Source organism: Pseudomonas sp. NFACC14, assembly GCF_900106885.1.
Taxonomy (GTDB): domain Bacteria; phylum Pseudomonadota; class Gammaproteobacteria; order Pseudomonadales; family Pseudomonadaceae; genus Aquipseudomonas; species Aquipseudomonas fluorescens_AA.
The window spans coordinates 178,970-204,870 of the sequence record NZ_FNOA01000005.1 but is presented as its reverse complement, the minus strand read 5'-3'; the positions used below and the strand labels follow the sequence as shown (position 1 = coordinate 204,870).

Sequence of the window (25,901 nt, the reverse complement as noted above, 5' to 3'; positions counted from 1 at the left end):
GGGAGCGAGCTTGCTCGCGATGGCGCCAGTACAGCCCCTAAAAAATCACAAGAAAGGAATCCAGACATGAGCCTGCACCTGATCATCGGCGACCAACGCATTTCTTCCTGGTCCCTGCGCGGCGCGCTCGCCCTGGCGCTGACCGGTGCGAAGTACACCGAAGAACTGGTCAGGCTCGACCGGCCCGACACCCGCGAAAAGCTGCTCAAGTACTCGGCCACGGCCAAGGTCCCGTTGCTCAAGACCGAATTCGGCGTGATCGCTGATTCCCTGGCGATTGCCGAATACCTGGCCGAACAGTTCCCGCAGGCCGGCCTCTGGCCCAAGGATGTGGCCGCCCGGGCCCAGGCACGCTCAGCCTGTGCGCAAATGCACAGCGGTTTTTTCGCCATCCGCAGCCATATGCCGTTTGACCTGCTGCGCGATGCACCGCTGTCGCCCATGCCGGCTGATGTCCAAGTGGAAATCGAGCGGATGCTGGCGCTGTGGGCTGAATGCCGTGCCGCGGCGACCGAGGCCGGTCCCTACCTGTTTGGCCGCGTCAGCCTGGCCGACGCGTTTTTTGCCCCTGTTGCCGTGCGCTTGCGCACTTATCAGGTGAAACTGTCCGAGGTCGATGAGGCCTACGTCGAAACCCTATATCAATGGCCAGCGTTCAAGGTGTGGCAACAGGCTGGCCTGGAGGACACTGCGCGGTGAAACGAGTCCATGTGGCGGCAGCGGTCATCCGCGATGCCGCCGGTAAAATCCTGATCGCCCGACGGGCCGACACCCAGCACCAGGGCGGCCTGTGGGAATTTCCTGGCGGCAAGGTCGAGGCCGATGAATCCGTCGAAACCGCCCTGGCCCGTGAACTTCACGAGGAGCTGGGCATTGTCGTCGACGCCGCCCGGCCGTTGATCAAGGTGCGTCACGATTACCCGGACAAGCAGGTGTTGCTGGATGTCTGGGAAGTCTCGGCGTTCACCGGCGAGCCCCATGGCGCCGAAGGGCAACCGTTGGCCTGGGTGACGGCCCGCGACCTGACGAATCATGAGTTCCCGGCGGCCAATCAGCCGATCGTCGCGGCGGCTCGTCTGCCGGGTGAGTACCTGATCACTCCCGAAGGCCTTGAGACGCCGGCCTTGCTGCGCGGCATGCAGAAGGCGATTGCCGGCGGGATCAAGTTGGTCCAGCTACGCGCCCCCAACGGCTACGATCCGCAATACCGCGACCTGGCGGTGGATGCGGCGGGGTTGTGTGCCGGCAAGGCCCAACTGATGCTCAAGGGGCCGTTCGAATGGCTGGGGGATTTTCCTTCCGCTGGCTGGCACATTACCGCCGCGCAACTGCGCAAGCATGCCGCGGCCGGTCGACCGTTCGGCAAGGACCGCTGGCTGGCGGCTTCCTGCCATAACGCCGAGGAGCTGTCCCTGGCGCAGCAAATGGACGTGGACTTCGTCACGCTTTCGCCGGTACAGCCGACCCAGACCCATCCCGATGCACAGCCGTTGGGGTGGGCAGAGGCGGCGCGGTTGATCGATGGCTTTGACCGGCCGGTCTATCTGTTGGGTGGGGTCGGGCCCGGTGAGCGGCAAAAAGCCTGGGAAGCCGGGGCCCAGGGTGTGGCGGGAATTCGGGCGTTTTGGCCAGCAGCTTGAGAATGTGGTGCAGCAGATGACGCTATCGCGAGCAAGCTCGCTCCCACAGGGATTCTGTGAACGACGAAGATCCCGTGTGGGAGCGAGCTTGCTCGCGATGGCGGCCTCAAGAACGATTCAGCCCCCAGGCTTGGCCGCCGCTTCCCACAGTACCTCCGCCACCCCTTGCCGCCGGGCAATGACCCGCGCCGCCACGAACAATAGGTCCGACAACCGATTGATATAGGCCAGCCCCGGCCCCGTCAGCGGCTCCACCGCGTTCAATTGCTGGCAACGCCGCTCGGCGCTGCGGGCCAGGCTGCGACAGACATGGGCCTGGGCGATCAGGGTCGAGCCACCGGGCAGGATGAAGTTTTCCAGCGGCCCCAATTCCTCGTTCCACACATCGATCGCCGCTTCCAGCCGCTCGATTTCCGCCACGTTCAAGGCTTGGTAGGCCGGCATCGCCAGCTCGCCGCCCAGGTCGAACAATCGATGCTGACAAGGTCCCAGCACCTCGCTGACTTCCTTCAGCGCCGGGCACCGGGCCGTTTCGGCGGCGAGCCCGGCCAGCAGCAAGCCCAACTGGCTGTTCAGTGTGTCCACTTCGCCGATGGCCTCGACGCGTGGGTGGTCCTTCGCCACGCGGCGACCATCGCCCAACCCGGTTTCACCTTTGTCGCCGGTGCGGGTGTAAATCTTCGACAAGCGGAAACCCATGCTCAACGCTCCAGTGGTTTGTCTTCCTGCGCCACCATCGAGGGGCCCGTCAGGGGCAGGCGCAAGGTGAAGCAGGTGCCTTGGCCCGGCGCCGACTGCACTTCCATCTGGCCCTTGTGGTTGTTGGTGATGATGAAATACGAGACCGACAGCCCAAGGCCGGTACCCTGGCCGATCTCCTTGGTGGTGAAGAAGGGTTCGAAGGTGCGCTTGCGCACGTTCTCGCTCATGCCGATGCCATTGTCCTCGACCTGGATTTCCGCCCATGGCGGATTCAACCGCGTACGCAGGATGATGCGCCCGGGTTCGCTGTCGTCCTGGCGTTGGTGGATGGCTTGGGCGGCGTTTTTCAGCAGGTTGAGCAGTACCTGTTCCAGTTCGTTGGCCGTGCCGGGCACCGGGCCCAGGTTCGGGTCGAACTGACGGATGATCGCCTGGCCCTTGAAGTCGAAGCCGATCGTCAGGTCGAAGTCATTACCGGCGATTTCCACCGCCTGGTCGATCAGCGCCGGCAGGTCGCAGGGCGCCATCTGCCGCGTGCTGCGCCGGCTGAAGCTGAGCATGTGGGTGACGATTTTCGCCGCCCGGGCGCCGGCCTGCTGGATGCCGTCGAGCAATTGTGGGATTTCCCGGCTTTCCAGGTAGCGGTTGACCACCGGCAATTCGATTCCCAGTTGCTCGGCCTGTTCGAGGTTCTTCGGCAATTCCGGCGACAAGCGTCGGCGGATGTTCTGCACATTGTGCAGGATGGCGCCCAGGGGGTTGTTGATCTCATGGGCCATGCCCGCCGCGAGGCCGCCGACCGAGAGCATTTTTTCCGATTGCACCATCATTTCCTCCAGCGACAGGCGCTGGGTGATGTCGTCGATGCGGATCACCACGCCCCGCCCGGCGCCGCCCATCAGCGGATAGAACGTCAGGGCGTAATGCCGGGCCTCGTCGTCCTTGGTCCAGGTGACGCGTTCGATCTTGGCCACCGTATGTTGCTCGACGGTCTGCTTGAGCTGGGGCAGGTACGGCTTGAGCGGTTCGAAGGCAAGGAAGATCGGTTGGTTCAGGGCCTCGTCCAGTCGCGTGCCGGAGAGGGCGCTGGCTTCCTGGTTCCATTGGGTGACGTAGAGTTGCTCGTCGAGGGCGATCAGGGCCGACGGCATGGAGTCGATGATGCTGTTGAGGTAATTCTGGAAGCCCGTGAGTTTTTTCTCGATCTTGCTGCGCACCTGGACTTCCAGCTCCAGCTTGCGATTGGTATGGCGGGTCTCTTCCGCCAGGCCCTGGGCCTGGTCGTAGGCGGCCTGGGAGTCGTCCCGCGCGCGCTTGAGTTGCTGCTCCCGGGCCTCGATCCGCGACAGCATGGTGTTGAACGCTTCGGCCAGGCTGCCGATCTCGTCGTGATTACCGCGGGCGGCGCGCAGGGAGTAGTTCTCTTCGCGGGTGACCTGGCGCGACAGTTCTTCGAGTTGATGGATCGGCTGGGTGATCAGGCGTTTGATTTGCTGGGCGATGACCAGCCAGAGCAATACGCTGAAAATCAGGATGCCGAGGCTGGCGGTCAGGGTGCCGGTGTAGAACGCCGTCGGCAATTCGCTGCTGGCCACCAGCAACAGGTGCCCCGGCGTCGTGCCGGGGCGGGGCAGGGTAATGACCTGGTTGCTGCGGAACTCGCTCGCTTGCCAGGCTTGTATGTTGCGGAAATGGTCCGGCAGCTTGAGCTTTTCGCCCTGTTGCAGCTGTGCCAGGCGGTCGCCCTGGCCGTCGTACAACGCCGCCGCCCGCAGCGGTGCGTAGCTGTTGAGCTCGTCGAGCAGGCGCTGGGCACTTTGTGGCGACTGCAGGGCGTCAGAGATCAGGCTCGGGTTGGCGACCAGTCGGCCAATGGTCTGCAGGGCCTGGGGCGCCATGCTTTCCTGGGAAATGTAGTAGGCGGCGCTGATAAAGGTCAGGTTGGCTACCAGCAGGACAGTGGTCAACAACACCAACAGGGCGGCCAGCAGTTTCTGGCCGACCGGAAGGTTTTCAAGGCGCTGGCGCAATGGCATCAGACTCGTCGCTAAGAAAGGAACACGAGGGCCAGCGTAGCCGCTGCTCAGTCGCTGGGCAATCCGAGGTTGTCCAAGTGGACAATCAGTCGCTGGCGCAGTTGTTCCAGGTGCGGCACGGTCAGCCCATGGCGCTGGGCAACCTTGCAGGCGTAGCCGAGCAAATAGCTGATTTCGGTACGACGCCGATTGGCCACATCCTGGTACATCGAGGAGTAATTGGCGGCCGTGGCCTGGATCACACGTTCGACTTCCGGCTGCAAATCCTCGGCCGCCGCGGGCTGGCCGCACCGTTCGAGCACCTCCGTGAGCTCCGCGCACAGGGTCGCCACTTCGCAGTGGTGTTCCAGCAGGCCGCCGTTCTTGCAGTGATGCAGCACGGTCAGTGGATTGATTGCACAGTTGAGTGCCAGCTTGCGCCAGAGACGGGTGAGGATGTCGGCGCTCCATTCGTGGGGAATGCCGGCGGCGGCCAGGTCGTCCAGCCAGAACGGCGCCACCGGGTGAGCCGGGTCGCCCAACCAGGTGTAGCCATGGCCGGCGAATACCACGCGCCAGTCACCGTCGCGGAACGCGCCTTCGGTGCTGGAGGCGCTGATGCAACGAGCCTGGGGCACGCAATTGGCCACTGCGTCCTGGCTGCCGAGGCCGTTCTGCAGCAAGATCAGTTCCGATTCTGCGTCCAGGCGATGGGCCACCGACGTCACCGCCGCTTGCGCGTCGTAAGCCTTGCAAGCCAGCAGCAGGCGCTTGATCGGCTCCGGGCTGTCCGCCGTTTCGCCCGGCACCGGGTAGCACTGCGCCTGGCCTTGTTCCACCAGCGTCAGGCCCGCGGCGCCGCGGTAGGCCTGCAAGCGCGCTTCGTTGCGCAGCACCAGCCGCACCGGTAATCCGGCCCGGGCCAGGCGCGTGGCCCACAACATGCCGAGACTGCCGGCCCCGAGGACATGCCAGGTGGTGGGCATCAGTTTTTTACTCGGATTGGCGCAGGCATCAGAGGGCTCGCAGTGTCGGCAGGAAAAGAGCCGTTATAATGAGCCCGATTTTAACCACAAGCCAAGCGCGCGCCGTTGATACTGGCGCGCCTTTTTATTTGGAGAACACTACATGCCGTCATTCGACGTGGTATCCGAACTGGACAAACACGAAGTCACCAACGCGGTTGAAAATGCCGTCAAGGAACTCGACCGTCGTTATGACCTCAAGGGCAAGGGCAGTTTCGAGTTCAAGGAAAAAGACCTGACCGTGAACCTGACCGCCGAGGCCGAGTTCCAGCTCGAGGCGATGATCGAGATCCTCAAGCTGTCGCTGGTCAAGCGCAAGATCGATGTGCAGTGCCTCGAGGTCAAGGACGCCTATGCCTCGGGCAAGCTGATGAAGCAGGAAGCCGTGCTCAAGGAAGGCATCGACAAGGAACTGGCGAAGAAAATCGTCGCTCATATCAAGGACGCCAAGCTCAAGGTGCAGGCCGCCATCCAGGGCGAGCAGGTGCGGGTTACCGGCAAGAAGCGTGACGACCTGCAGGAAGCCATTGCGGCATTGCGCGGCAAAGAATTCGGCATGCCCCTGCAATTCACTAACTTCCGCGACTGATACTTCAGTTGTATGAAGATCCTGTGACGAGGGAGCTTGCTCCCGCTTGGGTGCGAAGCGCCCACCTATAAGGGGCTGCTACGCAGCCAGCGGGAGCAAGCGGCCTCGCCACAATGCCGCGTGCAACAGGAATAAGGAGAGAGAGATGGACTTGAATGCTGAAGTGGACAACCTGGTCAAGGCTTCCCAGACCTGGATCCCCATGATCATGGAGTACGGCAGCCGCGTGCTGCTGGCGGTCATCACCCTGGCCATCGGCTGGTGGTTGATCAATAAAGTGACGCAGAAACTGGGTGCGCTGCTGGCCCTGCGTAACGCCGACCTGGCGCTGCAAGGGTTCATCAGTACCCTGGCCAACATCATTCTGAAGATATTGTTGATCGTCAGCGTCGCTTCGATGATTGGCGTGGAAACCACTTCGTTCGTCGCCGCCATCGGTGCCGCCGGCCTGGCGATCGGCCTGGCCCTGCAAGGCAGCTTGGCGAACTTCGCCGGTGGCGTGCTGATCCTGCTGTTCCGCCCGTTCCGCATCGGTGACTGGATCGAAGCCCAAGGTGTGGCCGGTACGGTCGATAGCATCCAGATCTTCCACACCGTGTTGCGCACCGGTGACAACAAGACCGTCATCGTGCCCAACGGCAACCTCTCCAACGGCATCATCACCAACACCAACCGTCAGCCGACCCGCAAGGTCGTGTTTGATGTCGGCGTGGATTACCAGGCTGACCTGCAAAAGGCCCGGGAAGTGTTGCTGGAGCTGGCCAAGGATGAGCGTGTGCTGGCGGATCCGGCGCCTGAAGCGGTGATTTCCACCTTGGGCGACAGTTCCATCACGGTGTCGCTGCGCATCTGGGTGAAGACCGCGGATTATTGGAGCGTGATGTTCATGCTCAATGAACAAGCGCGGGATCGCTTGAAGGACGCGGGCATTGATATTCCGTTTCCACAACGCGTGATTCGGGTCGTTCAGGAATCGACATCGGCGTAATGCCCGATCGATTATGGTCTGACCTTTAAGTCAGGCCTGCGTAATAAAGTTGATCCAATAAAAAAGGCCCATCCGAAGATGGGCCTTTTCTTGATTACCGCAAACAGACTTTCGGCAATTACAGGATCGAAATCGGGTAATCGGCGATCAGGCGGAACTCTTTGACATCGCCTTCACCTTCGTCAGCGTTAGCGTAGTGCCAGGCTTGACGAACGCGGAAGGAAAGATCTTTTGCCGGGCCAGACTGGACAACGTACTTGGCTTCGAAGTTGATTTCGTGGTGCTTGCCATCATCACCGTACAGACCAGCGTAAGGGCTGTCTGTTGCAGTGTTGGTGCCGTCGATGTCCCAACCTTTGACGTAACGGGTCATGAAGCTCAGGCCAGGAACGCCGTACTCAGCCATTTTCAGATCGTAACGGACCTGGGCAGATTTCTCGCCAGGAGCGTTGAAGTCAGAGTACTGGATGGAGTTGGCGAGGAAGATCGAGTCGCCACCGCGGTTGTTCGTGCCCACCCCGATGTAGTCGAAAGGTGTGTCGCCGTTGATTTTCTGGAACGCAACGGTGATGGTGTGCGCTTTCAGGAACGAGAAAGCGGCCGCCAGGGAGTACGCGGTGTTGCTGATATCGCCGGCCTTGGAGCTGCCGGTGTCGGTGGTGCGGTAGATGTTGCCGTCCAGGTTCAGCGACTGATCGCCACCCATTGGGATGGTGTAGTTCAGGTTGCCGTAGTACTGGTTCCAGATGTCTTCCAGCTGGGCGCCATAGACCGATGCGCTCAGGTTGTCGCTGAAGGCGTATTTGCCGCCAGCGTAGTCGATGGTGTTGGCTTCTACGCCAGCGTAGGTTGCAAACAGGCCGCCGTTACGGGCATTGCGGTCCTGGCTGGTGGCCGAGTAGAAGTGACCGGCTTCGAGGTCAAGGTCTTTGACTTCGCTGCTCTGCAGTTGGAAACCGCTGGCAGATTGAGGAAGGATACGGGAGCCACCAACCGCGAACACTGGAGCAGTGCTTGGTTGCATGTCACCGATTTTCAGCTCGGTCTTGGATACGCGGAACTTGATTGCCGCACCGGCTTTGCCTTGGCTGTCGTTGACGTGGCCATCGGTATCGTTATCACCGTCGAGGTCAGCATCGCGGCTCATGTTGCCGGTGCCGCCAGTGCCATCGCCGCCGTCCAGTTTGACCGCCAGGTAACCGAATGCATCGATACCGACGCCTACGGTGCCTTGGGTGTAACCGGAGTTGAAGTTACCCCAGATACCCTGGGTCCAGTCTTTCTGATCGTTGCGACGGTCTTTGTTGTCACGGTTGAAGTAGTAGTTGCGCAGCAGCAGTTTGGCGCTGGCATCTTCAACAAAGCCTTTGGCTTCAGACTGGTCACTTACGAAAGGTGCGGCCGAGGCCATTTGAGTACTGGCTGCTGCAGCAACGGCCAGTGCGATCATGCTCCACTTCATCACGCGCATCGTGATTTGCTCCTTTGGTTTTAAGAGTACTGCCGTCCCACCTGTTTTATTATCTGGGCGGCTCTTTCTTTTTGTGTCGGCGCAAACTTATATCACGCCGACATTCTTTGGCGATACTTGCCCATTCAACCTTTCAGCTTCTTTACGACCATGTCGCCAATGGCTCGATCCATGTCGTATTTGGGCTGATCCAATGCAATCGGATTCACAACTTAGGTGTTGTGTTTTTCTATTCCTGCATCGGTGTAAAGAGTCCGTCATTACTGCGCTTGAAGCTCCTTGGGGCAGCCTTGCCACTTTAATTTTGTAGTCCGCAGGTACTCGCTTCCGGCGTGGCCCTGTGGACGATGTGGGGATGAATGCAACAAGCATGCACAAACCCGGATTTCGTTTACATTTTTTTCACATCCTGGCGTCTGTCGCGGTGAAACCTCATGAAACCGGGCTCCAAAGGCCTTGTTTTAAATAGGGTTGACTGCGTACGGCCGCCGTGTTGGGCGATGATAAAAATGCCGCGACAACCAAAAACGTTACCGGTTCACCCTGCACAGTGAGTAAATCCCGGATGCTTTGTGCACTGAGCGTAGACGCACTGTGCTGTTTTGGTGCAAAAAATTTGTGCCTTGTACGAAAATCTTACAGCACCTAGGGAATCCCCTGACCTCTGGGGCGGCGATGTCAGGGCTTTGCCTAGTCGTTGCGCCGTGTTGGTGCGTGGGGTTGCACTTGTTCATGCCAGGTCGGGCCGTTGGGTCGAAAAAAATAGCCATCGAGGGTGAGCCGGGGGCGGTTCGCCGTGATCGATGCGACGTTCGCGGGTATGCTGCGGGTCTGTGCCCGATGCAGGCCTGCGGGCCGCTGCGCCGGGCAGAATTCATTAGCGAGGAGTACGCGCGGTGTTTGCCTTAGACCCACGACTGCAACAAGACACATTGCCCATCGGTGATTTCCCGCTGTGCCGGTTGCTCTTGTCCAACGATTCCAATTACCCGTGGTTCATCCTCGTACCGCGGCGGGAAAATATCAGTGAATTGTTTCAATTGGATGACATCGATCAATTGCAACTGTGGAAAGAAACCACCGCACTGGCCGAAACCCTCAAGGATTCGTTCGACGCCGATAAACTCAACGTTGCAACCTTGGGTAACGTCGTCAGTCAATTGCATATGCATGTCATCGTGCGCAAGCGTGATGATGCCGCCTGGCCGGCGCCGGTCTGGGGCAAGCATCCGGCCCAGCCTTATAATGAAGAACAGGTAACGGCCATTCGCGAACGCTTGCGCATGGCGCTGGCCGATGATTTCAAGTTTCTGGAGGGCTGAACCATGAACCTTGAAGAACGCGTAACCGACCTGGAAAGCCGCCTGGCTTTTCAGGATGACACCATCCAGGCGTTGAATGACGTACTGGTGGAGCAGCAACGAATCGTCGAACGTTTGCAGCTGCAAATGGCGGCGCTGCTCAAGCGCCAGGAAGAAATGGCCGGGCAGTTCGAATCCTTCGAAGAAGAAGCCCCGCCTCCTCATTACTGACCTGGCCGATTGGCAGGCAATAAAAAACCGCGAGCAGCCAGGGCTGCATCGCGGTTTTTTTACGCTTGGATCAGCGGCGCGGCAGCGCAGCGATCACGTCTTCGGCCTGCAGGCCCTTGTCGCGGTTCATCACGGAGAATTCCACGCGCTGGCCTTCCACCAGGACGCGATGGCCTTCGCCACGAATGGCCCGGAAATGCACGAAGATGTCATCGCCGGAGTCGCGGGAAATGAAGCCGAACCCTTTGGACGTGTTGAACCACTTCACCGTGCCGGTATCGCGGTTGGACATGTCGTAGTTCTGCGCAGCGGCGGTCGGCGACGACTTCTTGTAGAAGCTGACGGCCAGGTGCAGTGCTACGGCGAGCAGTGCCGCACCCAGGCTGAACAGAATGGCCGGTTGACCGCCAATTTCCGGCATGGGCGCCAGCAGGGCCAGGGTTTGCAGGGCAACGGCCAGCACCAGCAAGGCGCTGACAAGGTTTTGCAGTTGGTGGCGTGGACCTTTGTTCCAGTAAGGGATGACGGGGGCAAGGGTCAGGTTGAGCAGGCCGAAAAAGGCCAGGTACAGTGCATCGGGGTGTTGCAGGTAAGGTGTGGCTTCGGAACCCAGGCTAGGGATGAAGGACAGCAGCAGGGCAGCTGCGCCCATTAGCAAGTGGACGATTTTCAACATTTTGATTGGCTCACGGTTAAGACAGATCACAAGGAAGAGCGGGTCGGGCACGGTTCGCTTCGAAACAATGAGAGGCGTTGGACACGTACCCGAATCAGCCTATGCGTTACGCCCGGGAAAATTAGGCGTAGCGACACACTGCCTATTTAACAGCAAAGCTCGGGCCTTCTCAAACCCGTTACGGGCGCGCGCCGCGCTGTTCGTCGGCCAGAAAAGCCCCGCGGCTGCTTGAACGCGCCAGGCAAGCGGCGTTGAATTTCCCAGGTGTCGGAACCGTCGGCTGCCTTGGCTGGTCGGTTCTGGAGGGCTGGCAATCTGTCGCAGGCCGTAGGCGGCCAGAACCACTAGAGTGGTAGGGCCGTTGTCGAATTCATCACCCTAAGGAGATCTACCCCATGGCAATTGATATCGGTATCAGTGAAGAAGACCGCAAGTCCATCGTCGACGGGCTTTCGCGCCTGCTGTCGGATACCTACGTGCTGTATCTCAAGACCCACAATTTTCACTGGAACGTCACCGGGCCGATGTTTCGGACCCTGCACCTGATGTTCGAGGAGCAATACAACGAGCTGGCCCTGGCGGTGGACCTGATTGCCGAGCGAATCCGCGCCCTTGGCTTCCCGGCCCCGGGTGCCTACTCGGTGTATGCGCGCCTGTCCTCTATCAAGGAAGAGGAAGGCGTGCCGGCTGCCGAAGACATGATCCGGCAACTGGTCGAGGGCCAGGAAGCGGTGACGCGTACGGCCCGTGGCATCTTTCCTTTATTGGACAAGGTCAGCGACGAGCCCACGGCCGACCTGCTGACCCAGCGCATGCAGGTTCACGAAAAGACCGCGTGGATGCTGCGGGCGCTGTTGGAAAACTAATAAGGCGTCGTGGCGAGGGCGCTTGCTCCCGCTGGGTGTAGGACCGCGTAATTCGTCGCCGGCCTGCTGTTGGCTTGTCCTACGCCCATGGTCATAAAGTCGTCTGGAACTGGCGATGCCGTTGAGCTTCCATAGAGCCACAGATGGGTTGTTCCAACCCAGAGGCTCGTATGGCAAAGGAGTGTCAACGGTATGATTCAAGGAAAAGAACCCGGGGAAGGGCGGCTGGGGCGTTTTCAGCCCATCAGCGTCGACCCGTTCATCCGGGGGTTCGATATGCAACTGGCCCGGCCCTTGGCCCGATCCATTCGCCTGAACGGGTTCGCCACCTGTCTGCGGCTGGAACAGGTCTATTGGGATATCCTCGGTGACATGGCCGAGCTCAACCGCTGCTCCATCAGCACGTTGCTGTCCCATGTGGACAGGGAAGTGCACCTGCGCCATGGCGGGGTGCGCAATTTCAGCGGGTTGGTGCGGGTGGTCTGCGTGGTGCACAGTTTGAAGGAAGCCGGGATGGATCATGGTGCGGCGTAGGCGCTGCCGGGGGCTGCGATCTTTTGATCTTGATCTTGCGCTTGGGACTCAAGTGTCTGGGGCAAGATCGCAGCCTCGTTGCACTCGTCAGCTCCTGCATGGTGTTCACTCGGCAATGGCTGTGCGGTCTTACGGCTGCACAGGCCGCATTTAATGGATATAATCCCGCTCTTTGCCGCAAAGCCCCGCTTTTGCGCGTGTAACCTGATCGCCGAGACAACCCCATGCCGATGTACGACTATCAATGTGCTTCCTGTGGTCATCAGATGGAAGCCATTCAAAAGATCAGCGCGGCACCGCTGGTCGACTGCCCTGCCTGCCAGGCGCCGGAACTGAAAAAGATGCTCTCCATGCCTGGTTTCCGCCTCGGCGGCACGGGCTGGTATGAAACCGACTTCAAGACCGGCGCCAAGAAAAACCTGGCCGGTGGCGACAAAGCTGATTGAGTTGAATACGCGCGAGTTCTTGCACGGGCAGGGCCTCCAACCGAATGTCGAATTACGAGAAGTGAAACCACTACCATGATGCGCAGCCATTATTGCGGCCAACTGAACGAAAGCCTGGAAGGTCAGGAAGTTACTCTTTGCGGATGGGTCCATCGTCGCCGTGACCATGGCGGGGTGATTTTCCTCGATATCCGTGATCGTGAAGGCCTGGCCCAGGTGGTGTTCGATCCGGACCGCGCTGAAACCTTCGCCACCGCCGACCGCGTGCGCAGCGAATACGTCGTCAAGATCACCGGCAAGGTGCGCCTGCGCCCGGCCGGCGCCGGCAACGCCAACATGGCGTCGGGCATGATCGAAGTGCTGGGCTACGAGCTGGAAGTGCTCAACGAGTCGGAAACCCCGCCGTTCCCACTCAACGAATACTCCGACGTGGGCGAGGAAACCCGCCTGCGCTACCGCTTCATCGACCTGCGTCGTCCGGAAATGGCCGAGAAGCTGCGCCTGCGTTCGCGCATGACCACCAGCATCCGTCGTTACCTGGACGAAAACGGCTTCCTCGACGTCGAGACGCCGATCCTGACCCGTGCCACGCCGGAAGGCGCCCGCGACTACCTGGTGCCGAGCCGTACCCACCCCGGCAGCTTCTTCGCCCTGCCGCAGTCGCCACAGCTGTTCAAGCAACTGCTGATGGTGGCCGGGTTCGATCGCTACTACCAGATCGCCAAGTGCTTCCGCGACGAAGACCTGCGTGCCGACCGTCAGCCTGAGTTCACTCAGATCGACATCGAGACCAGCTTCCTCGACGAAAAAGACATCATGGGCCTGACCGAAGGCATGATCCGCAACCTGTTCAAGGAAGTGTTGGGTCTGGAGTTCGGCGAGTTCCCGCACATGACCTTCGAAGAGGCCATGCGCCGCTACGGTTCCGACAAGCCGGACCTGCGTAACCCGCTGGAGCTGGTGGATGTGGCCGATCAGCTCAAGGACGTCGAGTTCAAGGTGTTCAGCGGCCCGGCCAACGACCCGAAATGCCGTATCGCCGCCCTGCGTGTTCCAGGCGGCGCCAGCATGCCGCGCAAGCAGATCGACGACTACACCAAGTTCGTCGGTATCTACGGTGCCAAGGGCCTGGCGTACATCAAGGTCAACGAACGCGCCGCCGGTGTCGACGGCCTGCAATCGCCCATCGTGAAAAACATTCCGGAAGCCAACCTCAATGTGATCCTCGATCGCGTGGGTGCGGTTGACGGCGACATCGTGTTCTTCGGTGCCGACAAGGCCAAGATCGTCAGCGAAGCCCTGGGCGCGCTGCGTATCAAGCTGGGCCACGACCTGAATCTGCTGACCTGCGAGTGGGCACCGATGTGGGTCGTTGACTTCCCGATGTTCGAAGAAAACGACGACGGCAGCTTCTCCGCGCTGCACCACCCGTTCACCGCGCCGAAGTGCTCGCCGCAAGAGTTGGAGGCCAACCCGGCCACCGCCCTGTCCCGCGCCTACGACATGGTCCTGAACGGTACCGAGCTGGGTGGCGGTTCGATCCGTATCCATCGCAAGGAAATGCAACAGGCGGTGTTCCGCCTGCTGGGCATCGACGAAGCCGAGCAGGAAGAGAAGTTCGGCTTCCTGCTGGACGCGCTGAAATACGGTGCGCCGCCCCACGGTGGCCTGGCCTTCGGCCTGGACCGCCTGGTGATGCTGATGACCGGCGCCCAGTCGATCCGTGAAGTGATTGCGTTCCCGAAAACCCAGAGCGCGGCCGATGTCATGACCCAGGCGCCGGGCGTGGTGGACGCCAAGGCGTTGCGCGAGTTGCACATCCGTCTGCGTGAACAGCCAAAGGCTGAGTAAGGCTGGCACCTGAGAGGGCGCATCTTCGGATGCGCCTTTTCATTGGGGTCGATATTTCTGATTGCCGGCCGCTGCCCACGCGCAGGGCGGGCAATGTTCCAAAGAGAAACGGAGCGAGTTATGGCAGGTCATTCCAAGTGGGCGAACATCAAGCACCGCAAAGAACGTCAGGATGCCAAGAGAGGCAAGATCTTCACCAAGTGGATCCGTGAGCTGACGGTCGCGGCCCGCCAGGGCGGCGGCGATCCGGGCTCCAACCCGCGCCTGCGCCTGGCCCTGGACAAGGCCTTGGGTGCCAACATGAGCCGCGACATCATCGACCGGGCCATCGCCCGTGGCGCGGGTGCGACCGAGGCCGACAACGTCGAGGAACTGACCTACGAAGGGTATGGCCCGGGCGGCGTGGCCGTGATGGTCGAATGCATGACCGACAACCGCAACCGTACCGCTGCCGCCGTGCGTCACGCGTTCAGCAAGTGCGGTGGCAACCTGGGCACCGACGGCTCGGTGGCCTATCTGTTCGAGCGCAAGGGGCAAATCAGTTTCGCCCCGGGCCTCGATGAAGATGCCCTGACGGAAGCGGCCCTGGAGGCCGACGCCGATGACGTGGTCAGCCATGAAGACGGTTCGTTCGACGTGTTCACCTCGTTCGCCAGCTTCTATGCCGTGCGCAATGCCCTGGAGGCGGCCGGCTTCAAGCCCGCCGACGCGGAAATCGTCATGCAGCCGACCACCAGTGCCGAACTGGACCTGGAAGGCGCCGAGAAGGTGCTCAAGCTGATCGACATGCTGGAAGACCTGGATGACGTGCAGAACGTTTATTCCAACGCCGATATTCCGGAGTCGGTGGCTGAACAACTGGGCTGATGACGTCCACTTAACTGCACGAATGCCAATGTGGGAGCGAGCTTGCTCGCGATAGCGATACTTCAGTCAACACTGTGCTTGCTGACCCGACGCCATCGCGAGCAAGCTCGCTCCCACAGGTCTGGTCAAATCCTCTTCAAACCGCAGGCGTTATGACTTTAATCCTTGGTATCGACCCTGGTTCGCGCATCACCGGCTACGGTGTGGTTCGCGATACCGGGCGCGGCTGCGTGTACGTCGCCTCCGGTTGCATCCGCACCGGTGCGGGTGAGTTGCACGAGCGCTTGCAGATCGTTTATCGCGGCGTGCGCGAAGTCATCCAGACCTACGGCCCGGTGACCATGGGCATTGAACGGGTCTTCATGGCGCGCAACGCCGATTCGGCCCTGAAGCTGGGGCAGGCCCGGGGCGCGGCCATTGTGGCTGGTGCCGAGGAAAACCTGGAGATCGCCGAGTACACCGCGACCCAGGTCAAGCAGGCGGTCGTCGGCACAGGGGCGGCGAACAAGGAGCAGGTGCAAATGATGGTGATGCACCTGTTGAAACTGGTCAGCAAGCCGCAAATCGACGCCTCCGACGCCCTGGCCATCGCCATTTGCCATGCCCATACCCGTTCCAGCCTGTTGCCTCATGGCCTGGGGACTGCACGCAGTCGTGGCGGGCGCCTGCGTCTCTGATAGCATCAGCGCAATCTTCGTGAGCCCGAGCATCTTGCGCCTGTGTCGTCGGCCTTCCTGCCCGGGCTGTTATTCGCCAGCCCGCGGGCTGGCCAACACCCAAGGACCTGAAACGTGATTGGACGCTTGCGCGGCACCCTGGCTGAAAAACAGCCGCCGCACCTGATTCTGGATGTAAATGGCCTGGGTTATGAGCTGGAAGTGCCCATGACCACGCTGTATCGCTTGCCGTCGGTCGGCGAGCCGCTGACCCTGCACACCCATTTGGTTGTGCGCGAGGATGCGCAGTTACTCTATGGTTTCGTCGGCAAGCGCGAGCGGGATTTCTTCCGCGAGTTGATCCGTCTCAATGGCGTCGGCCCGAAACTGGCCCTGGCCTTGATGTCGAGCCTGGAAGTCGACGAACTGGTGCGCTGCGTGCAGTCCCAGGATACCTCGGCGCTGACCAAGGTGCCGGGGGTGGGCAAGAAAACCGCCGAGCGCCTGCTGGTCGAACTCAAGGACCGCTTCAAGGCCTGGGAGGCGGTGCCGGCGATGTTCGCCCTGGTGCCGAACCAGCCGGACGCGCCGGTGCCGGCGGTCAGCGCCGAAAACGATGCGGTCACCGCGTTGATCTCCCTGGGCTACAAGCCGCAGGAGGCCAGCAAGGCGATTTCCGCCATCAAGGAAAAAGGCCTGAGCACCGAAGACATGATTCGCCGTGCCCTGAAGGGAATGATTTAAGTGATTGAAGCTGACCGTCTGATCGCCGCCACGGGCGCACCCCGTGACCGCGAGGAAATCCAGGACCGCGCGATTCGTCCTGTCAGCCTGGCCGACTACATCGGCCAACCGACCGTGCGCGAGCAGATGGAGCTGTTCATCCAGGCGGCCCGTGGGCGCAGCGAGTCTTTGGACCACACCTTGATCTTCGGCCCGCCGGGCCTGGGCAAGACCACCCTGGCCAACATCATTGCCCAGGAAATGGGCGTCTCGATCAAGAGCACGTCGGGGCCGGTGCTTGAACGGCCGGGCGACCTGGCGGCGTTGCTGACTAACCTTGAGCCCCATGACGTACTCTTCATCGACGAAATCCATCGGTTGTCGCCGATCGTCGAGGAAGTGCTGTACCCGGCCATGGAAGATTTCCAGCTCGACATCATGATTGGCGAAGGGCCGGCGGCGCGCTCCATCAAGCTGGACCTGCCGCCCTTCACCCTGGTGGGCGCCACCACCCGCGCCGGCATGCTGACCAACCCGTTGCGGGACCGTTTCGGTATCGTCCAGCGCCTGGAGTTCTACAACAACGCCGACCTGGCGACGATTGTCAGCCGCTCGGCGGGCATTCTCGGCTTGCCACTGGACCCGGACGGTGCTTATGAGATCGCCCGGCGTGCCCGGGGGACGCCGCGGATCGCCAACCGCTTGCTGCGCCGGGTCCGGGATTTTGCCGAAGTCCGGGCCAAGGGCCACATCACCAAGCCGATTGCCGACCTGGCGCTGAACCTGCTGGACATCGACGAGCGTGGTTTCGACCACCAGGACCGGCGCCTGCTGTTGACCATGATCGAGAAGTTCGACGGTGGCCCGGTGGGCGTGGACAGCCTGGCGGCGGCCATCAGCGAAGAGCGCCACACCATTGAAGATGTGCTGGAACCGTACCTGATCCAGCAGGGCTATATCATGCGCACGCCTCGCGGGCGCGTGGTGACCCGCCATGCTTACCTGCACTTTGGCTTAAACATCCCGACACGAATGGGCGAGATGCCGGTGGTAGACGAATTCCTCGATGCCGTGGACGATTGAACGAGCTCTGTACGCCGACTTTTTTCCGGTTCGTGCTGTCCCAGACGAAGCCCGGAGCGTCAATGCGTTCGAGAATGAAAAAACAGTTGCCTGGCCGATTGGCAACCTGAGGAGTAAGCACTAGAGTATGCGCGCGCAAAACGGGCTGGAGTCGTTCGCACATCGCTGTCGCGTTTATTACGAGGACACCGATGCCGGCGGCATCGTCTACTACGTCAATTACCTCAAGTTTATGGAACGGGCTCGAACCGAACGGCTGCGGGAACTGGGTTTTGCCCAATCCGCGCTGGCAGGGGAGGACCTGTTATTCGTCGTGCATTCCAGCGAAGCGCGTTACCACGCGCCGGCGCGACTGGACGACGAACTGGTGGTAAGTGCCGATGTCATCGAATTGAACCGTGTCAGCCTGCGCTTCAAGCAGCAGGTCAGGCGGGCTACGGATAACGTGCTGCTCTGCGAAGGGCAGTTTTTGGTGGCCTGTGTGCGCACCCATAGTTTGAAACCCCGGGCCATTCCCGAAGCTCTACGTGCGGCCTTTGCCGGCGTGAGCGGCGCGGGTACACACTCAGAGCAGGAGATAAAGCGTGGAAGCTAACGTCGTCGACCATTCCTCCATGTGGAGCCTGGTCAGCAATGCCAGCGTCGTGGTGCAACTGGTAATGCTGACCCTGGTAGCCGCATCGGTGACCTCATGGATCATGATCTTTCAGCGCAGCAACATGCTGCGCGCCGGTCGTCGTGCCCTGGAGAGCTTCGAAGAGCGCTTCTGGTCCGGCATCGACCTGTCCAAGCTCTATCGCCAGGCCGGCAGCAACCCGGACCCGGACTCGGGCGTCGAGCAGATCTTCCGTGCCGGCTTCAAGGAGTTCTCTCGCCTGCGCCAGCAGCCGGGCGTCGACCCTGAGGCGGTGATGGAAGGTGTGGCCCGTGCCATGCGCGTCGCCATTTCCCGCGAGGAAGAAAAGCTCGAACAGGGCCTGTCGTTCCTGGCCACCGTTGGTTCGGTCAGCCCGTACATCGGTCTGTTCGGTACCGTGTGGGGGATCATGAACTCCTTCCGTGGCCTGGCTTCCGCCCAGCAAGCGACCCTCGCCACCGTGGCCCCGGGCATCGCCGAGGCACTGATCGCCACCGCCATCGGTCTGTTCGCGGCCATTCCGGCCGTGATCGCCTACAACCGCTTCGCTGCCCGCAGCGAAATGCTGACTGGCCGTTACTACACCTTCGCCGATGAATTCCAGGCGATCCTGCACCGTAAAGTGCACACCAGCGAAGAATAAGCAGGTATTTCCCAATGGCTTTAATCGCTCGAGCCCGAAAAAAGCGCAAGCCGGTCGCCGAGATGAACGTGGTGCCCTACATCGACGTGATGTTGGTGCTGCTGGTCATCTTCATGGTGACCGCGCCCATGCTCAATCAGGGCGTGAAGGTCGATCTGCCCAAGGTTTCCAGCGAAGCCTTGCCGCAGGACAACAACACCCAGGTACTGACCATTTCGATCAAGGCTGACAAGACCTACTACTGGAACCTTGGCAGTGAAGTGGACACCGAGAAACAGCAGGACCGGGCCATGACCTTGCCGCAGATGACCGATGCGGTGACCAAGATCATTCGTGTCGGCAACGATGCCGGCAAGCGCACGCAAGTCTTCATTCGCGGCGACAAGACCGTCGACTACGGTGCCGTGATGGGCGCCATGGGCGGCCTGCAGAAAGCCGGGGTCGGTAATGTTGGCTTGATCACCGAGGCCCCCTGATGCAGCAACAGCGAGAGCCGTCCGCCTCGGAAAGCTACTTCTGGCCCAGTGTCCTGGCCATCGGCCTGCATGTGCTGGTGTTCGGCATGCTGTTCGTCAGTTTTGCCATGACCCCGGAGTTGCCGCCGGCCAAGCCGATCGTGCAGGCGACGTTGTACCAGCTCAAGTCGAAAAGCCAGGCTACGACCCAGACGAACCAGAAGCTTGCCGGTGAGGCGAAGAAATCCGCCGCGCGCCAGACTGAAGTCGAGCAGATGGAACAGAAGAAGGTCGAGCAGGAAGCGATAAAGGCCGCGGAACAAAAGAAAGAGGAAGCGGCTCAAAAAGCCGAGGAAGCCAAGAAGGCCGATGAGGCGAAGAAAGCGGACGAGGCGAAAAAGGCTGACGAAGCCAAGAAAGCCGACGAAGCGAAGAAAACCGCCGAGGCCAAAAAGGCAGAAGAGAAACAATTGGCTGATATAGCCAAGAAGAAAGCCGAAGAAGAAGCCAAGAAAGCCGCTGAAGAAGAGGCCAAGAAAGCGGCCGCTGAAGAAGCGAAGAAAAAGATCGTCGAGGACGCCAAGAAGAAAGCGGCCGAAGACGCCAAGAAAAAAGCTGAAGCTGAAGAGGCGAAAAAGAAAGTCGCCGAAGACGCGAAGAAGAAAGCCGCCGCCGACGCCGCCAAGAAAAAGGCCCAGGACGCAGCGCGTAAGTCCGCCGAAGACAAGAAGGCCCAGGCCTTGGCAGATTTGCTTTCCGACACGCCGGAGCGCCAGCAGGCCTTGGCCGATGAGCAGGGTGATGAAGTTGCCGGTAGCTACGATGATCTGATTCGGGCCCGAGCGGCAGAAGGCTGGGCTCGTCCACCTTCGGCGCGCAAAGGCATGACGGTAGTATTGCAAATCGGCATGTTGCCCGACGGTACGGTTACCTCGGTCAGCGTCGCCAAGTCCAGTGGTGATGGCCCGTTCGACGCTTCGGCGGTCGCAGCGGTCAAGAACATTGGGCGTTTGACGGAAATGCAAGGAATGAAACCGAGCGACTTTGCTCCCTATCGTTCATTCAAGATGACATTCACACCTGAGGATCTAGCCTTGTGAGAAACCTTCTTCGAGGAATGCTTGTCGTTATCTGCTGCCTGGCAGGGATAGCGGTAGCAGAGGAAAAGAACATTCTGGTCACCAGCGGCAGCGACCGGGCCACCCCGATCGCCGTCGTACCGTTCGGCTGGCAGGGCGGTAACGTCCTGCCGGACGACATGGCGGAAATCATCGGCAACGACCTGCGCAACTCGGGTTACTACGCGCCGATTCCGAAACAGAACATGATCAGCCTGCCAACCCAGGCCAGCGAAGTCATCTACCGTGACTGGAAGGCCCTGGGCGCCCAGTACATCATGGTTGGCAGCATCGTTCCGGCCGGCGGTCGCCTGCAGGTGCAGTACGCTCTGTTCAATGTCGCCACCGAGCAGCAAGTGCTGACCGGCAGCGTGTCGGGCGGCGTCGATCAACTGCGCGACATGTCGCACTACATCGCCGACCAGTCGTTCGAGAAGCTCACCGGCATCAAGGGCGCGTTCTCCACTCGCATGCTCTACGTGACGGCCGAGCGTTTCTCCGAGAACAACACCCGCTACACCCTGCAGCGTTCCGACTATGACGGTGCGCGTGCGGTGACCCTGCTGCAATCGCGCGAGCCGATCCTGTCGCCGCGCTTCGCCCCCGATGGCAAGCGCATCGCCTATGTCTCGTTCGAGCAGAAGCGTCCGCGTATTTTCGTGCAGCACATCGACACCGGTCGTCGTGAGCAGATCACCAACTTCGAAGGCCTGAACGGCGCACCAGCCTGGTCGCCGGACGGTTCGCGCCTGGCGTTCGTGCTGTCCAAGGACGGTAACCCGGACATCTATGTGATGAACCTGGCTTCGCGCTCGATCTCCCGCGTCACCAACGGCCCGGGCATCAACACCGAACCGTTCTGGGGCAAGGATGGCTCGACCATCTACTTCACCTCCGACCGTGGCGGCAAGCCTCAGATCTACAAGACCAGCGCCGGTGGCGGTGGTGCCGAGCGCGTGACTTTCGTCGGTAACTACAACGCCAACCCTAAACTGTCGGCGGACGAAAAGACCCTGGTGATGATCCATCGCCAGGACGGTTTCACCAATTTCAAGGTGGCGGCCCAGGATTTGCAGCGCGGAAGTGTAAAAATCCTCACTGATAGCACTCTGGACGAGTCACCCACTGTTGCGCCCAACGGCACCATGGTAATCTACGCCACCCGCCAGCAGGGCCGGGGAGTCTTGATGCTCGTGTCCATTAATGGACGCGTGAGGCTCCCGCTTCCTACCGCACAAGGCGAAGTCAGAGAACCGTCCTGGTCCCCTTACCTGAACTGACGCGGCGCAATACGTTTTACTTAACACACTGGGGTTCATTAGGAGTTTCACGATGGAAATGCTGAAGTTTGGTAAATTTGCTGCGCTGGCTCTGGCCATGGCTGTAGCTGTAGGTTGCTCGTCCAAAGGCGGCGACAATGCCGGTGAAGGCGCTGTTGATCCAAACGCTGGTTACGGCGCTAACACTGGTGCCGTTGACGGCTCCCTGAGCGAAGAAGCTGCTCTGCGCGCAATCACCACCTTCTACTTCGAATACGACAGCTCGGACCTGAAGCCAGAAGCCATGCGCGCTCTGGACGTTCACGCCAAGGACCTGAAAGCGAACGGCGCTCGCGTTGTTCTGGAAGGCAACACCGACGAACGTGGTACTCGTGAGTACAACATGGCACTGGGCGAGCGTCGTGCGAAAGCCGTTCAGCGCTACCTGGTACTGCAAGGTGTTTCCCCAGCTCAGCTGGAACTGGTTTCCTACGGCGAAGAGCGTCCAGTTGCCACCGGCAACGACGAGCAGTCCTGGGCTCAAAACCGTCGCGTCGAACTGCGTAAGTAATTCGTCATGCGAACGTGCCGTCGTGCTGTAACTGTTCTGGCTCTCAGCCTCGCGCCGCTTGCGGCGTGGGCTGCGGTTCCTGTGGTCGATAACGATGCCGGCTATAACAATAGCGGGAGCAGTTATCCGCCTGCAGGTTACGGTACGAACGGCGCCTATGCCGGGGGAGGGGTTTCGGCCCCTGTCTCGGCACAGGGCCAGCTGTTCAACCAACTGCAGCAAATGCAGGATCAGATCTCGCGCCAACAGGGTGTGATCGAAGAACTGCAAAATGATATTTCGCGCATGAAGCAGGAAAACCTGGAGCGATACCAGGATCTTGATCGGCGCATAGGATCCGGCGTTGCACCTGCCGCGACTCCTGAGAATTCTCCAGCCGGTGGCGACTTGAATGCCCCCGGTGCAGCCGCAGGCGCGGGGGCAGCGGCTCCAGCAGCGCCTGCCGCCGGCGGCGAGCCGGCTGATCCGGCGAAGGAAAAGCTCTACTACGATGCTGCCTTCGACCTGATCAAGGCCAAGGATTTCGACAAGGCCAGCCAGGCCTTTGCCGCTTTCCTGCGCAAATACCCGAACAGCCAGTACGCGGGCAATGCCCAATACTGGCTGGGCGAAGTGAACCTGGCCAAGGGCGACCTGCAAGGTGCCGGCCAGGCGTTCGCCAAGGTTTCGCAACTGTATCCCAAGCACGCCAAGGTGCCGGATTCGCTGTACAAGCTGGCTGACGTGGAGCGCCGTCTCGGTCACGCCGACAAGGTGAAAGGCATTCTGCAGCAGGTGGTGGCCCAATATCCGGGTACATCCGCGGCTCAGTTGGCCCAGCGTGATCTGCAACGCATGTAAGCCGGTTTGACCTGTTTTGAAGAAACCCGCGCCTGTCGCGGGTTTTTTCGTTAGAATTCACGCCCTTTTTATGAAACACGCTTTTTGGGATCTGCGCGTTGGCGGGGTTCCTTGAAGTGCCTGACGGAGGCGGACAGCCTGTTTAGCTGTTACGCCCGTGGCGACTATGCAAGACACATTGAGAATCACCGAAGTTTTTTACTCGTTGCAGGGTGAAACGCGAACGGCTGGGCTGCCCACGGTATTCGTGCGCCTCACCGGTTGTCCGTTGCGTTGCCAATACTGTGACAGCGCCTACGCCTTCAGTGGCGGCACCGTGCGAACCCTCGACGATATCCTGGAGCAAGTGGCCAGTTATCGTCCGCGTTATGTCTGTGTCACGGGCGGCGAGCCCTTGGCGCAACCCAACGCCATCCCCTTGCTCAAGCAGTTGTGTGATGCCGGTTACGAGGTTTCGCTGGAAACCAGCGGCGCCCTGGATATCTCGGCCGTCGACCCGCGCGTCAGCCGCGTCGTGGACCTGAAAACCCCAGGCTCCAAGGAAGCGCACCGCAACCGCTATGAGAATATCGAACTGCTGACGCCCAACGATCAGGTCAAGTTCGTGATCTGTTCTCGGGAGGATTACGACTGGGCCGTGTCCAAGTTGATCCAGTACGGGCTCGAACAGCGGGCCGGCGAAGTGTTGTTGTCGCCGAGTCATCACGATTTGAGCGCGCGGGATCTGGCGGATTGGGTGGTGGCGGATAACTTGCCGGTGCGCCTGCAACTGCAGCTGCATAAATATCTTTGGAACGACGAGCCGGGGCGCTGAGATGACTGAACATTCGAACATGACTGAAAAACGTGCGGTCATCCTGTTGTCCGGGGGCCTGGATTCGGCCACGGTCGTGGCCATGGCCCGTGCCGAAGGCTACCGCTGCTACACCATGAGTTTCGACTATGGCCAGCGCCACCGCGCAGAGTTGCACGCCGCGGAACGGGTTGCCCGGGACTTGGGCGTGGTGGAACACAAGGTGATCGGCCTGAGCCTCAACGGCATCGGTGGCTCGGCCCTGACCGACAGTTCCATCGACGTGCCCGAGGCGCCCAGCGAGGGCATTCCGGTGACCTATGTGCCTGCGCGTAACACGGTGTTCCTGTCCCTGGCGTTGGGGTGGGCCGAAGTGCTGGGCGCCCGTGACATTTTCATTGGCGTCAATGCCGTGGATTATTCCGGCTACCCGGATTGCCGCCCGGAGTTCGTCGAAGCGTTCGAGCGCATGGCCAACCTGGCGACCAAGGCCGGCGTGGAAGGGCAGGGTTTTCGCATCCAGGCGCCGCTGCAGAATCTCAGCAAGGCCGACATCGTCAAGGCGGGCGTGAAGCTTGGCGTGGACTACGGGCTCACCGTTTCCTGCTATCAGGCCGACGATCAGGGTCGCGCTTGCGGCAAATGCGACAGTTGCCGCCTGCGTGCGGAAGGCTTCGCCGCAGCGGGTGTGAGCGATCCAACCCGTTATTTTTGATTTATTTCAAATTAAGTGTTGAATAGTCCTTAGAAATCAGTATTATACGCGCCACCACACAGCGGGTCGTTAGCTCAGTTGGTAGAGCAGTTGGCTTTTAACCAATTGGTCGTAGGTTCGAATCCCACACGACCCACCATTTTTAGCTGTTTTAAAAGTCTGGAAGGCCCACGAAAGTGAGGATTTCCGGATTTTTTTTGCCCGATGAAAAGTCAGAACCTGAACCGCTCGACGATTCGAGCGGTTCTCGGCGGATTAAAGCAGGCCGTCCTCGGCACAAACCTTGATGATCTGTTCGCGAAACCAGCTGTTGGCGCTGTCCTGGCTCGGTTTTTCGCTCCACATCATGTTCAGCGTGAAGTTCGGCAGACCTGCCGGCGGGCGACGATGGCTGAACGTGTTCTCGTCGCAGGTCAGCGCTTGAATGCGTCGAGGCAGGGTCAGGATGAAGTCGGTGCCGGCGATCATGTTCAATGCCGCTACGTAGCTGTTGGCTCGAGCGACAATCTGGCGGTTATAGCCTTGCCGGGCGAGCCATCCATCGATCATGTTGGTGTCGGATGTCCAAGGTGTCGGAAAAACATGCTGGCAGGCGACGAACGTTTCCAGGCTGAACGCCTCTTCCGGCAATGTGAAGTTCTTATCGACCACACAAACCAGTTCATCTTCCAGTAGTACTTGCGAGCGCAGTCCCTTGACGCCGCGATGGAAGTTCGGGCCGAAACAAATAACCAGATCGAAGCGCCCCTCCATCAACTCATCGGCCGGAATATCCCTGTGGAACTTGGTGATATTAATGATGACCGGGAAGCGGCTGCCAATAAAGCGCTTGACCAGTTTGGGCAGAATGAGGAGTTCAAAGTATTCCGGTGCGCAGACATTGAAGGTTATCTCTTTCTGGGTCGGATCGAATGCCGGAATACCAGAGTGACATGTATTTATTATCTTGAGGATACTAAGTATGTGAGGGTACATGGCTGTGGCTTTGCTTGTCGGCAACATGCCACTACGGGTATTAACAAAAAGTTCATCTTCGAAGCTCGTACGTAGCTTCTTCAGGCAATAGCTTACGGTTGACTGGCTGACACACAGGGCTTCGGACACCTCGGTGACGCTGCTCTGCTCGTACACCGCGACAAACACCATCAAGTCCTGCATATCCAGCTTTCTAAGCATATTACTATTGAGCATAAGATCCTTCTTTGG

Annotated in this window: 29 protein-coding genes and 1 tRNA gene; 24 read left to right on the top strand and 6 right to left on the bottom strand. The window is 60.2% G+C overall.

The annotated features are described in order from the left end of the window. The first annotated feature begins 66 nt into the window (after positions 1-66). Together BLU85_RS11070 and BLU85_RS11065 are read left to right on the top strand one after the other, a co-directional pair. A complete protein-coding gene (locus BLU85_RS11070; protein ID WP_092201451.1) occupies positions 67-699 on the top strand; it encodes a glutathione S-transferase family protein in 633 nt (210 codons plus the stop codon). Next, positions 696-1,640, top strand: a complete 945-nt coding sequence (locus BLU85_RS11065) for a Nudix family hydrolase (RefSeq protein ID WP_092201453.1) — start codon at positions 696-698, stop codon at positions 1,638-1,640. Before BLU85_RS11070 ends, BLU85_RS11065 begins: the two co-directional genes overlap by 4 nt. Positions 1,641-1,757: 117 nt before the next feature. Here BLU85_RS11065 and BLU85_RS11060 read toward each other — a convergent pair whose 3' ends face one another. The 3 genes from BLU85_RS11060 to BLU85_RS11050 are packed head-to-tail and all read right to left on the bottom strand — an operon-like array spanning position 1,758 to position 5,343. Next, positions 1,758-2,339, bottom strand: coding sequence for a cob(I)yrinic acid a,c-diamide adenosyltransferase (locus BLU85_RS11060; protein ID WP_092201455.1), 582 nt, complete (start codon positions 2,337-2,339; stop codon positions 1,758-1,760). Between the two features lie 2 nt (positions 2,340-2,341). Next, positions 2,342-4,378, bottom strand: a complete 2,037-nt coding sequence (locus BLU85_RS11055; RefSeq protein WP_092201457.1) for a sensor histidine kinase — start codon at positions 4,376-4,378, stop codon at positions 2,342-2,344. A gap of 47 nt (positions 4,379-4,425) precedes the next feature. Next, positions 4,426-5,343, bottom strand: a complete 918-nt coding sequence (locus tag BLU85_RS11050; RefSeq protein WP_092201459.1) for a putative 2-dehydropantoate 2-reductase — start codon at positions 5,341-5,343, stop codon at positions 4,426-4,428. A gap of 142 nt (positions 5,344-5,485) precedes the next feature. Between BLU85_RS11050 and BLU85_RS11045 the strand changes: the two genes are divergently transcribed. Continuing rightward, positions 5,486-5,971, top strand: a complete 486-nt coding sequence (locus tag BLU85_RS11045) for a YajQ family cyclic di-GMP-binding protein (RefSeq protein WP_092201461.1) — start codon at positions 5,486-5,488, stop codon at positions 5,969-5,971. Between the two features lie 145 nt (positions 5,972-6,116). After that, on the top strand, positions 6,117-6,959 hold the full coding sequence (locus BLU85_RS11040; RefSeq protein WP_072348934.1) for a mechanosensitive ion channel family protein: 843 nt from the start codon (positions 6,117-6,119) through the stop codon (positions 6,957-6,959). A gap of 118 nt (positions 6,960-7,077) precedes the next feature. Here BLU85_RS11040 and BLU85_RS11035 read toward each other — a convergent pair whose 3' ends face one another. Further along, positions 7,078-8,430: an OprD family porin gene (locus BLU85_RS11035; RefSeq protein ID WP_092201463.1), complete on the bottom strand. Its 1,353-nt coding sequence runs from the start codon at positions 8,428-8,430 to the stop codon at positions 7,078-7,080. Positions 8,431-9,326: 896 nt separating this feature from the next. Here BLU85_RS11035 and BLU85_RS11030 point away from each other — a divergent pair. Beyond that, entirely contained in the window at positions 9,327-9,752 is a 426-nt protein-coding gene (locus BLU85_RS11030; RefSeq protein ID WP_092201466.1) for an HIT domain-containing protein, read from the top strand. 3 nt (positions 9,753-9,755) lie between these two features. Next, positions 9,756-9,962, top strand: a complete 207-nt coding sequence (locus tag BLU85_RS11025) for a SlyX family protein (RefSeq protein WP_030140808.1) — start codon at positions 9,756-9,758, stop codon at positions 9,960-9,962. Positions 9,963-10,032: 70 nt separating this feature from the next. On the opposite strand, the gene BLU85_RS31555 is transcribed toward BLU85_RS11025, so the two are convergent. Continuing rightward, positions 10,033-10,638 (bottom strand): cold-shock protein, encoded by a 606-nt coding sequence (locus tag BLU85_RS31555; RefSeq protein ID WP_092201468.1) that lies wholly within the window; start codon positions 10,636-10,638, stop codon positions 10,033-10,035. Between the two features lie 395 nt (positions 10,639-11,033). Here BLU85_RS31555 and BLU85_RS11015 point away from each other — a divergent pair, with 395 nt between their 5' ends. The 18 genes from BLU85_RS11015 (at position 11,034) to BLU85_RS10930 (ending at position 24,834) form a co-directional block, all read left to right on the top strand. Then, complete coding sequence (locus tag BLU85_RS11015; protein WP_060740897.1) at positions 11,034-11,504, top strand: Dps family protein; 471 nt, start codon at positions 11,034-11,036, stop codon at positions 11,502-11,504. Between the two features lie 192 nt (positions 11,505-11,696). After that, positions 11,697-12,038, top strand: coding sequence for a ribbon-helix-helix domain-containing protein (locus BLU85_RS11010; RefSeq protein WP_092201470.1), 342 nt, complete (start codon positions 11,697-11,699; stop codon positions 12,036-12,038). Positions 12,039-12,262: 224 nt separating this feature from the next. Further along, positions 12,263-12,484: an FmdB family zinc ribbon protein gene (locus BLU85_RS11005; protein ID WP_003178589.1), complete on the top strand. Its 222-nt coding sequence runs from the start codon at positions 12,263-12,265 to the stop codon at positions 12,482-12,484. A gap of 75 nt (positions 12,485-12,559) precedes the next feature. After that, positions 12,560-14,335, top strand: a complete 1,776-nt coding sequence (gene aspS / locus BLU85_RS11000) for an aspartate--tRNA ligase (RefSeq protein WP_092166408.1) — start codon at positions 12,560-12,562, stop codon at positions 14,333-14,335. A 120-nt stretch (positions 14,336-14,455) separates the two neighbouring features. Beyond that, the gene (locus BLU85_RS10995; RefSeq protein ID WP_018614256.1) at positions 14,456-15,202 is read left to right on the top strand and encodes a YebC/PmpR family DNA-binding transcriptional regulator; all 747 of its coding nucleotides are present in this window, start codon (positions 14,456-14,458) and stop codon (positions 15,200-15,202) included. Between the two features lie 152 nt (positions 15,203-15,354). Next, positions 15,355-15,879, top strand: coding sequence for a crossover junction endodeoxyribonuclease RuvC (gene ruvC / locus BLU85_RS10990; protein WP_014339919.1), 525 nt, complete (start codon positions 15,355-15,357; stop codon positions 15,877-15,879). A 114-nt stretch (positions 15,880-15,993) separates the two neighbouring features. Continuing rightward, positions 15,994-16,602 (top strand): Holliday junction branch migration protein RuvA, encoded by a 609-nt coding sequence (ruvA, locus tag BLU85_RS10985; protein ID WP_053124616.1) that lies wholly within the window; start codon positions 15,994-15,996, stop codon positions 16,600-16,602. Beyond that, complete coding sequence (gene ruvB / locus BLU85_RS10980; RefSeq protein ID WP_003178599.1) at positions 16,603-17,664, top strand: Holliday junction branch migration DNA helicase RuvB; 1,062 nt, start codon at positions 16,603-16,605, stop codon at positions 17,662-17,664. A gap of 127 nt (positions 17,665-17,791) precedes the next feature. After that, on the top strand, positions 17,792-18,259 hold the full coding sequence (gene ybgC / locus BLU85_RS10975; RefSeq protein WP_003205037.1) for a tol-pal system-associated acyl-CoA thioesterase: 468 nt from the start codon (positions 17,792-17,794) through the stop codon (positions 18,257-18,259). After that, on the top strand, positions 18,249-18,944 hold the full coding sequence (gene tolQ / locus BLU85_RS10970) for a protein TolQ (RefSeq protein ID WP_014339916.1): 696 nt from the start codon (positions 18,249-18,251) through the stop codon (positions 18,942-18,944). Before ybgC ends, tolQ begins: the two co-directional genes overlap by 11 nt. Positions 18,945-18,967: 23 nt before the next feature. Beyond that, complete coding sequence (gene tolR / locus BLU85_RS10965) at positions 18,968-19,420, top strand: protein TolR (protein ID WP_161798348.1); 453 nt, start codon at positions 18,968-18,970, stop codon at positions 19,418-19,420. Then, positions 19,420-20,499, top strand: coding sequence for a cell envelope integrity protein TolA (gene tolA, locus BLU85_RS10960; protein ID WP_003205033.1), 1,080 nt, complete (start codon positions 19,420-19,422; stop codon positions 20,497-20,499). The genes tolR and tolA overlap by 1 nt, the downstream gene beginning before the upstream one ends. Beyond that, positions 20,496-21,797, top strand: coding sequence for a Tol-Pal system beta propeller repeat protein TolB (gene tolB / locus BLU85_RS10955; RefSeq protein ID WP_092201472.1), 1,302 nt, complete (start codon positions 20,496-20,498; stop codon positions 21,795-21,797). The genes tolA and tolB overlap by 4 nt, the downstream gene beginning before the upstream one ends. Positions 21,798-21,849: 52 nt before the next feature. Then, the gene (gene pal, locus BLU85_RS10950; RefSeq protein ID WP_003178634.1) at positions 21,850-22,347 is read left to right on the top strand and encodes a peptidoglycan-associated lipoprotein Pal; all 498 of its coding nucleotides are present in this window, start codon (positions 21,850-21,852) and stop codon (positions 22,345-22,347) included. A 6-nt stretch (positions 22,348-22,353) separates the two neighbouring features. Then, positions 22,354-23,187 carry a tol-pal system protein YbgF gene (ybgF, locus tag BLU85_RS10945; protein WP_092201474.1) on the top strand — a complete coding sequence of 278 codons (834 nt, stop codon included), beginning with the start codon at positions 22,354-22,356 and terminating at the stop codon, positions 23,185-23,187. Between the two features lie 166 nt (positions 23,188-23,353). Continuing rightward, on the top strand, positions 23,354-24,001 hold the full coding sequence (gene queE / locus BLU85_RS10940; RefSeq protein ID WP_092201476.1) for a 7-carboxy-7-deazaguanine synthase QueE: 648 nt from the start codon (positions 23,354-23,356) through the stop codon (positions 23,999-24,001). A 19-nt stretch (positions 24,002-24,020) separates the two neighbouring features. Continuing rightward, entirely contained in the window at positions 24,021-24,695 is a 675-nt protein-coding gene (queC, locus tag BLU85_RS10935) for a 7-cyano-7-deazaguanine synthase QueC (RefSeq protein WP_170847593.1), read from the top strand. 63 nt (positions 24,696-24,758) lie between these two features. Beyond that, positions 24,759-24,834 (top strand) — tRNA-Lys (locus BLU85_RS10930). A 116-nt stretch (positions 24,835-24,950) separates the two neighbouring features. Here the strand turns inward: BLU85_RS10930 and BLU85_RS10925 are convergent. After that, positions 24,951-25,886, bottom strand: coding sequence for a LysR family transcriptional regulator (locus BLU85_RS10925; RefSeq protein WP_092201480.1), 936 nt, complete (start codon positions 25,884-25,886; stop codon positions 24,951-24,953). Between the last annotated feature and the right edge of the window lie 15 nt (positions 25,887-25,901).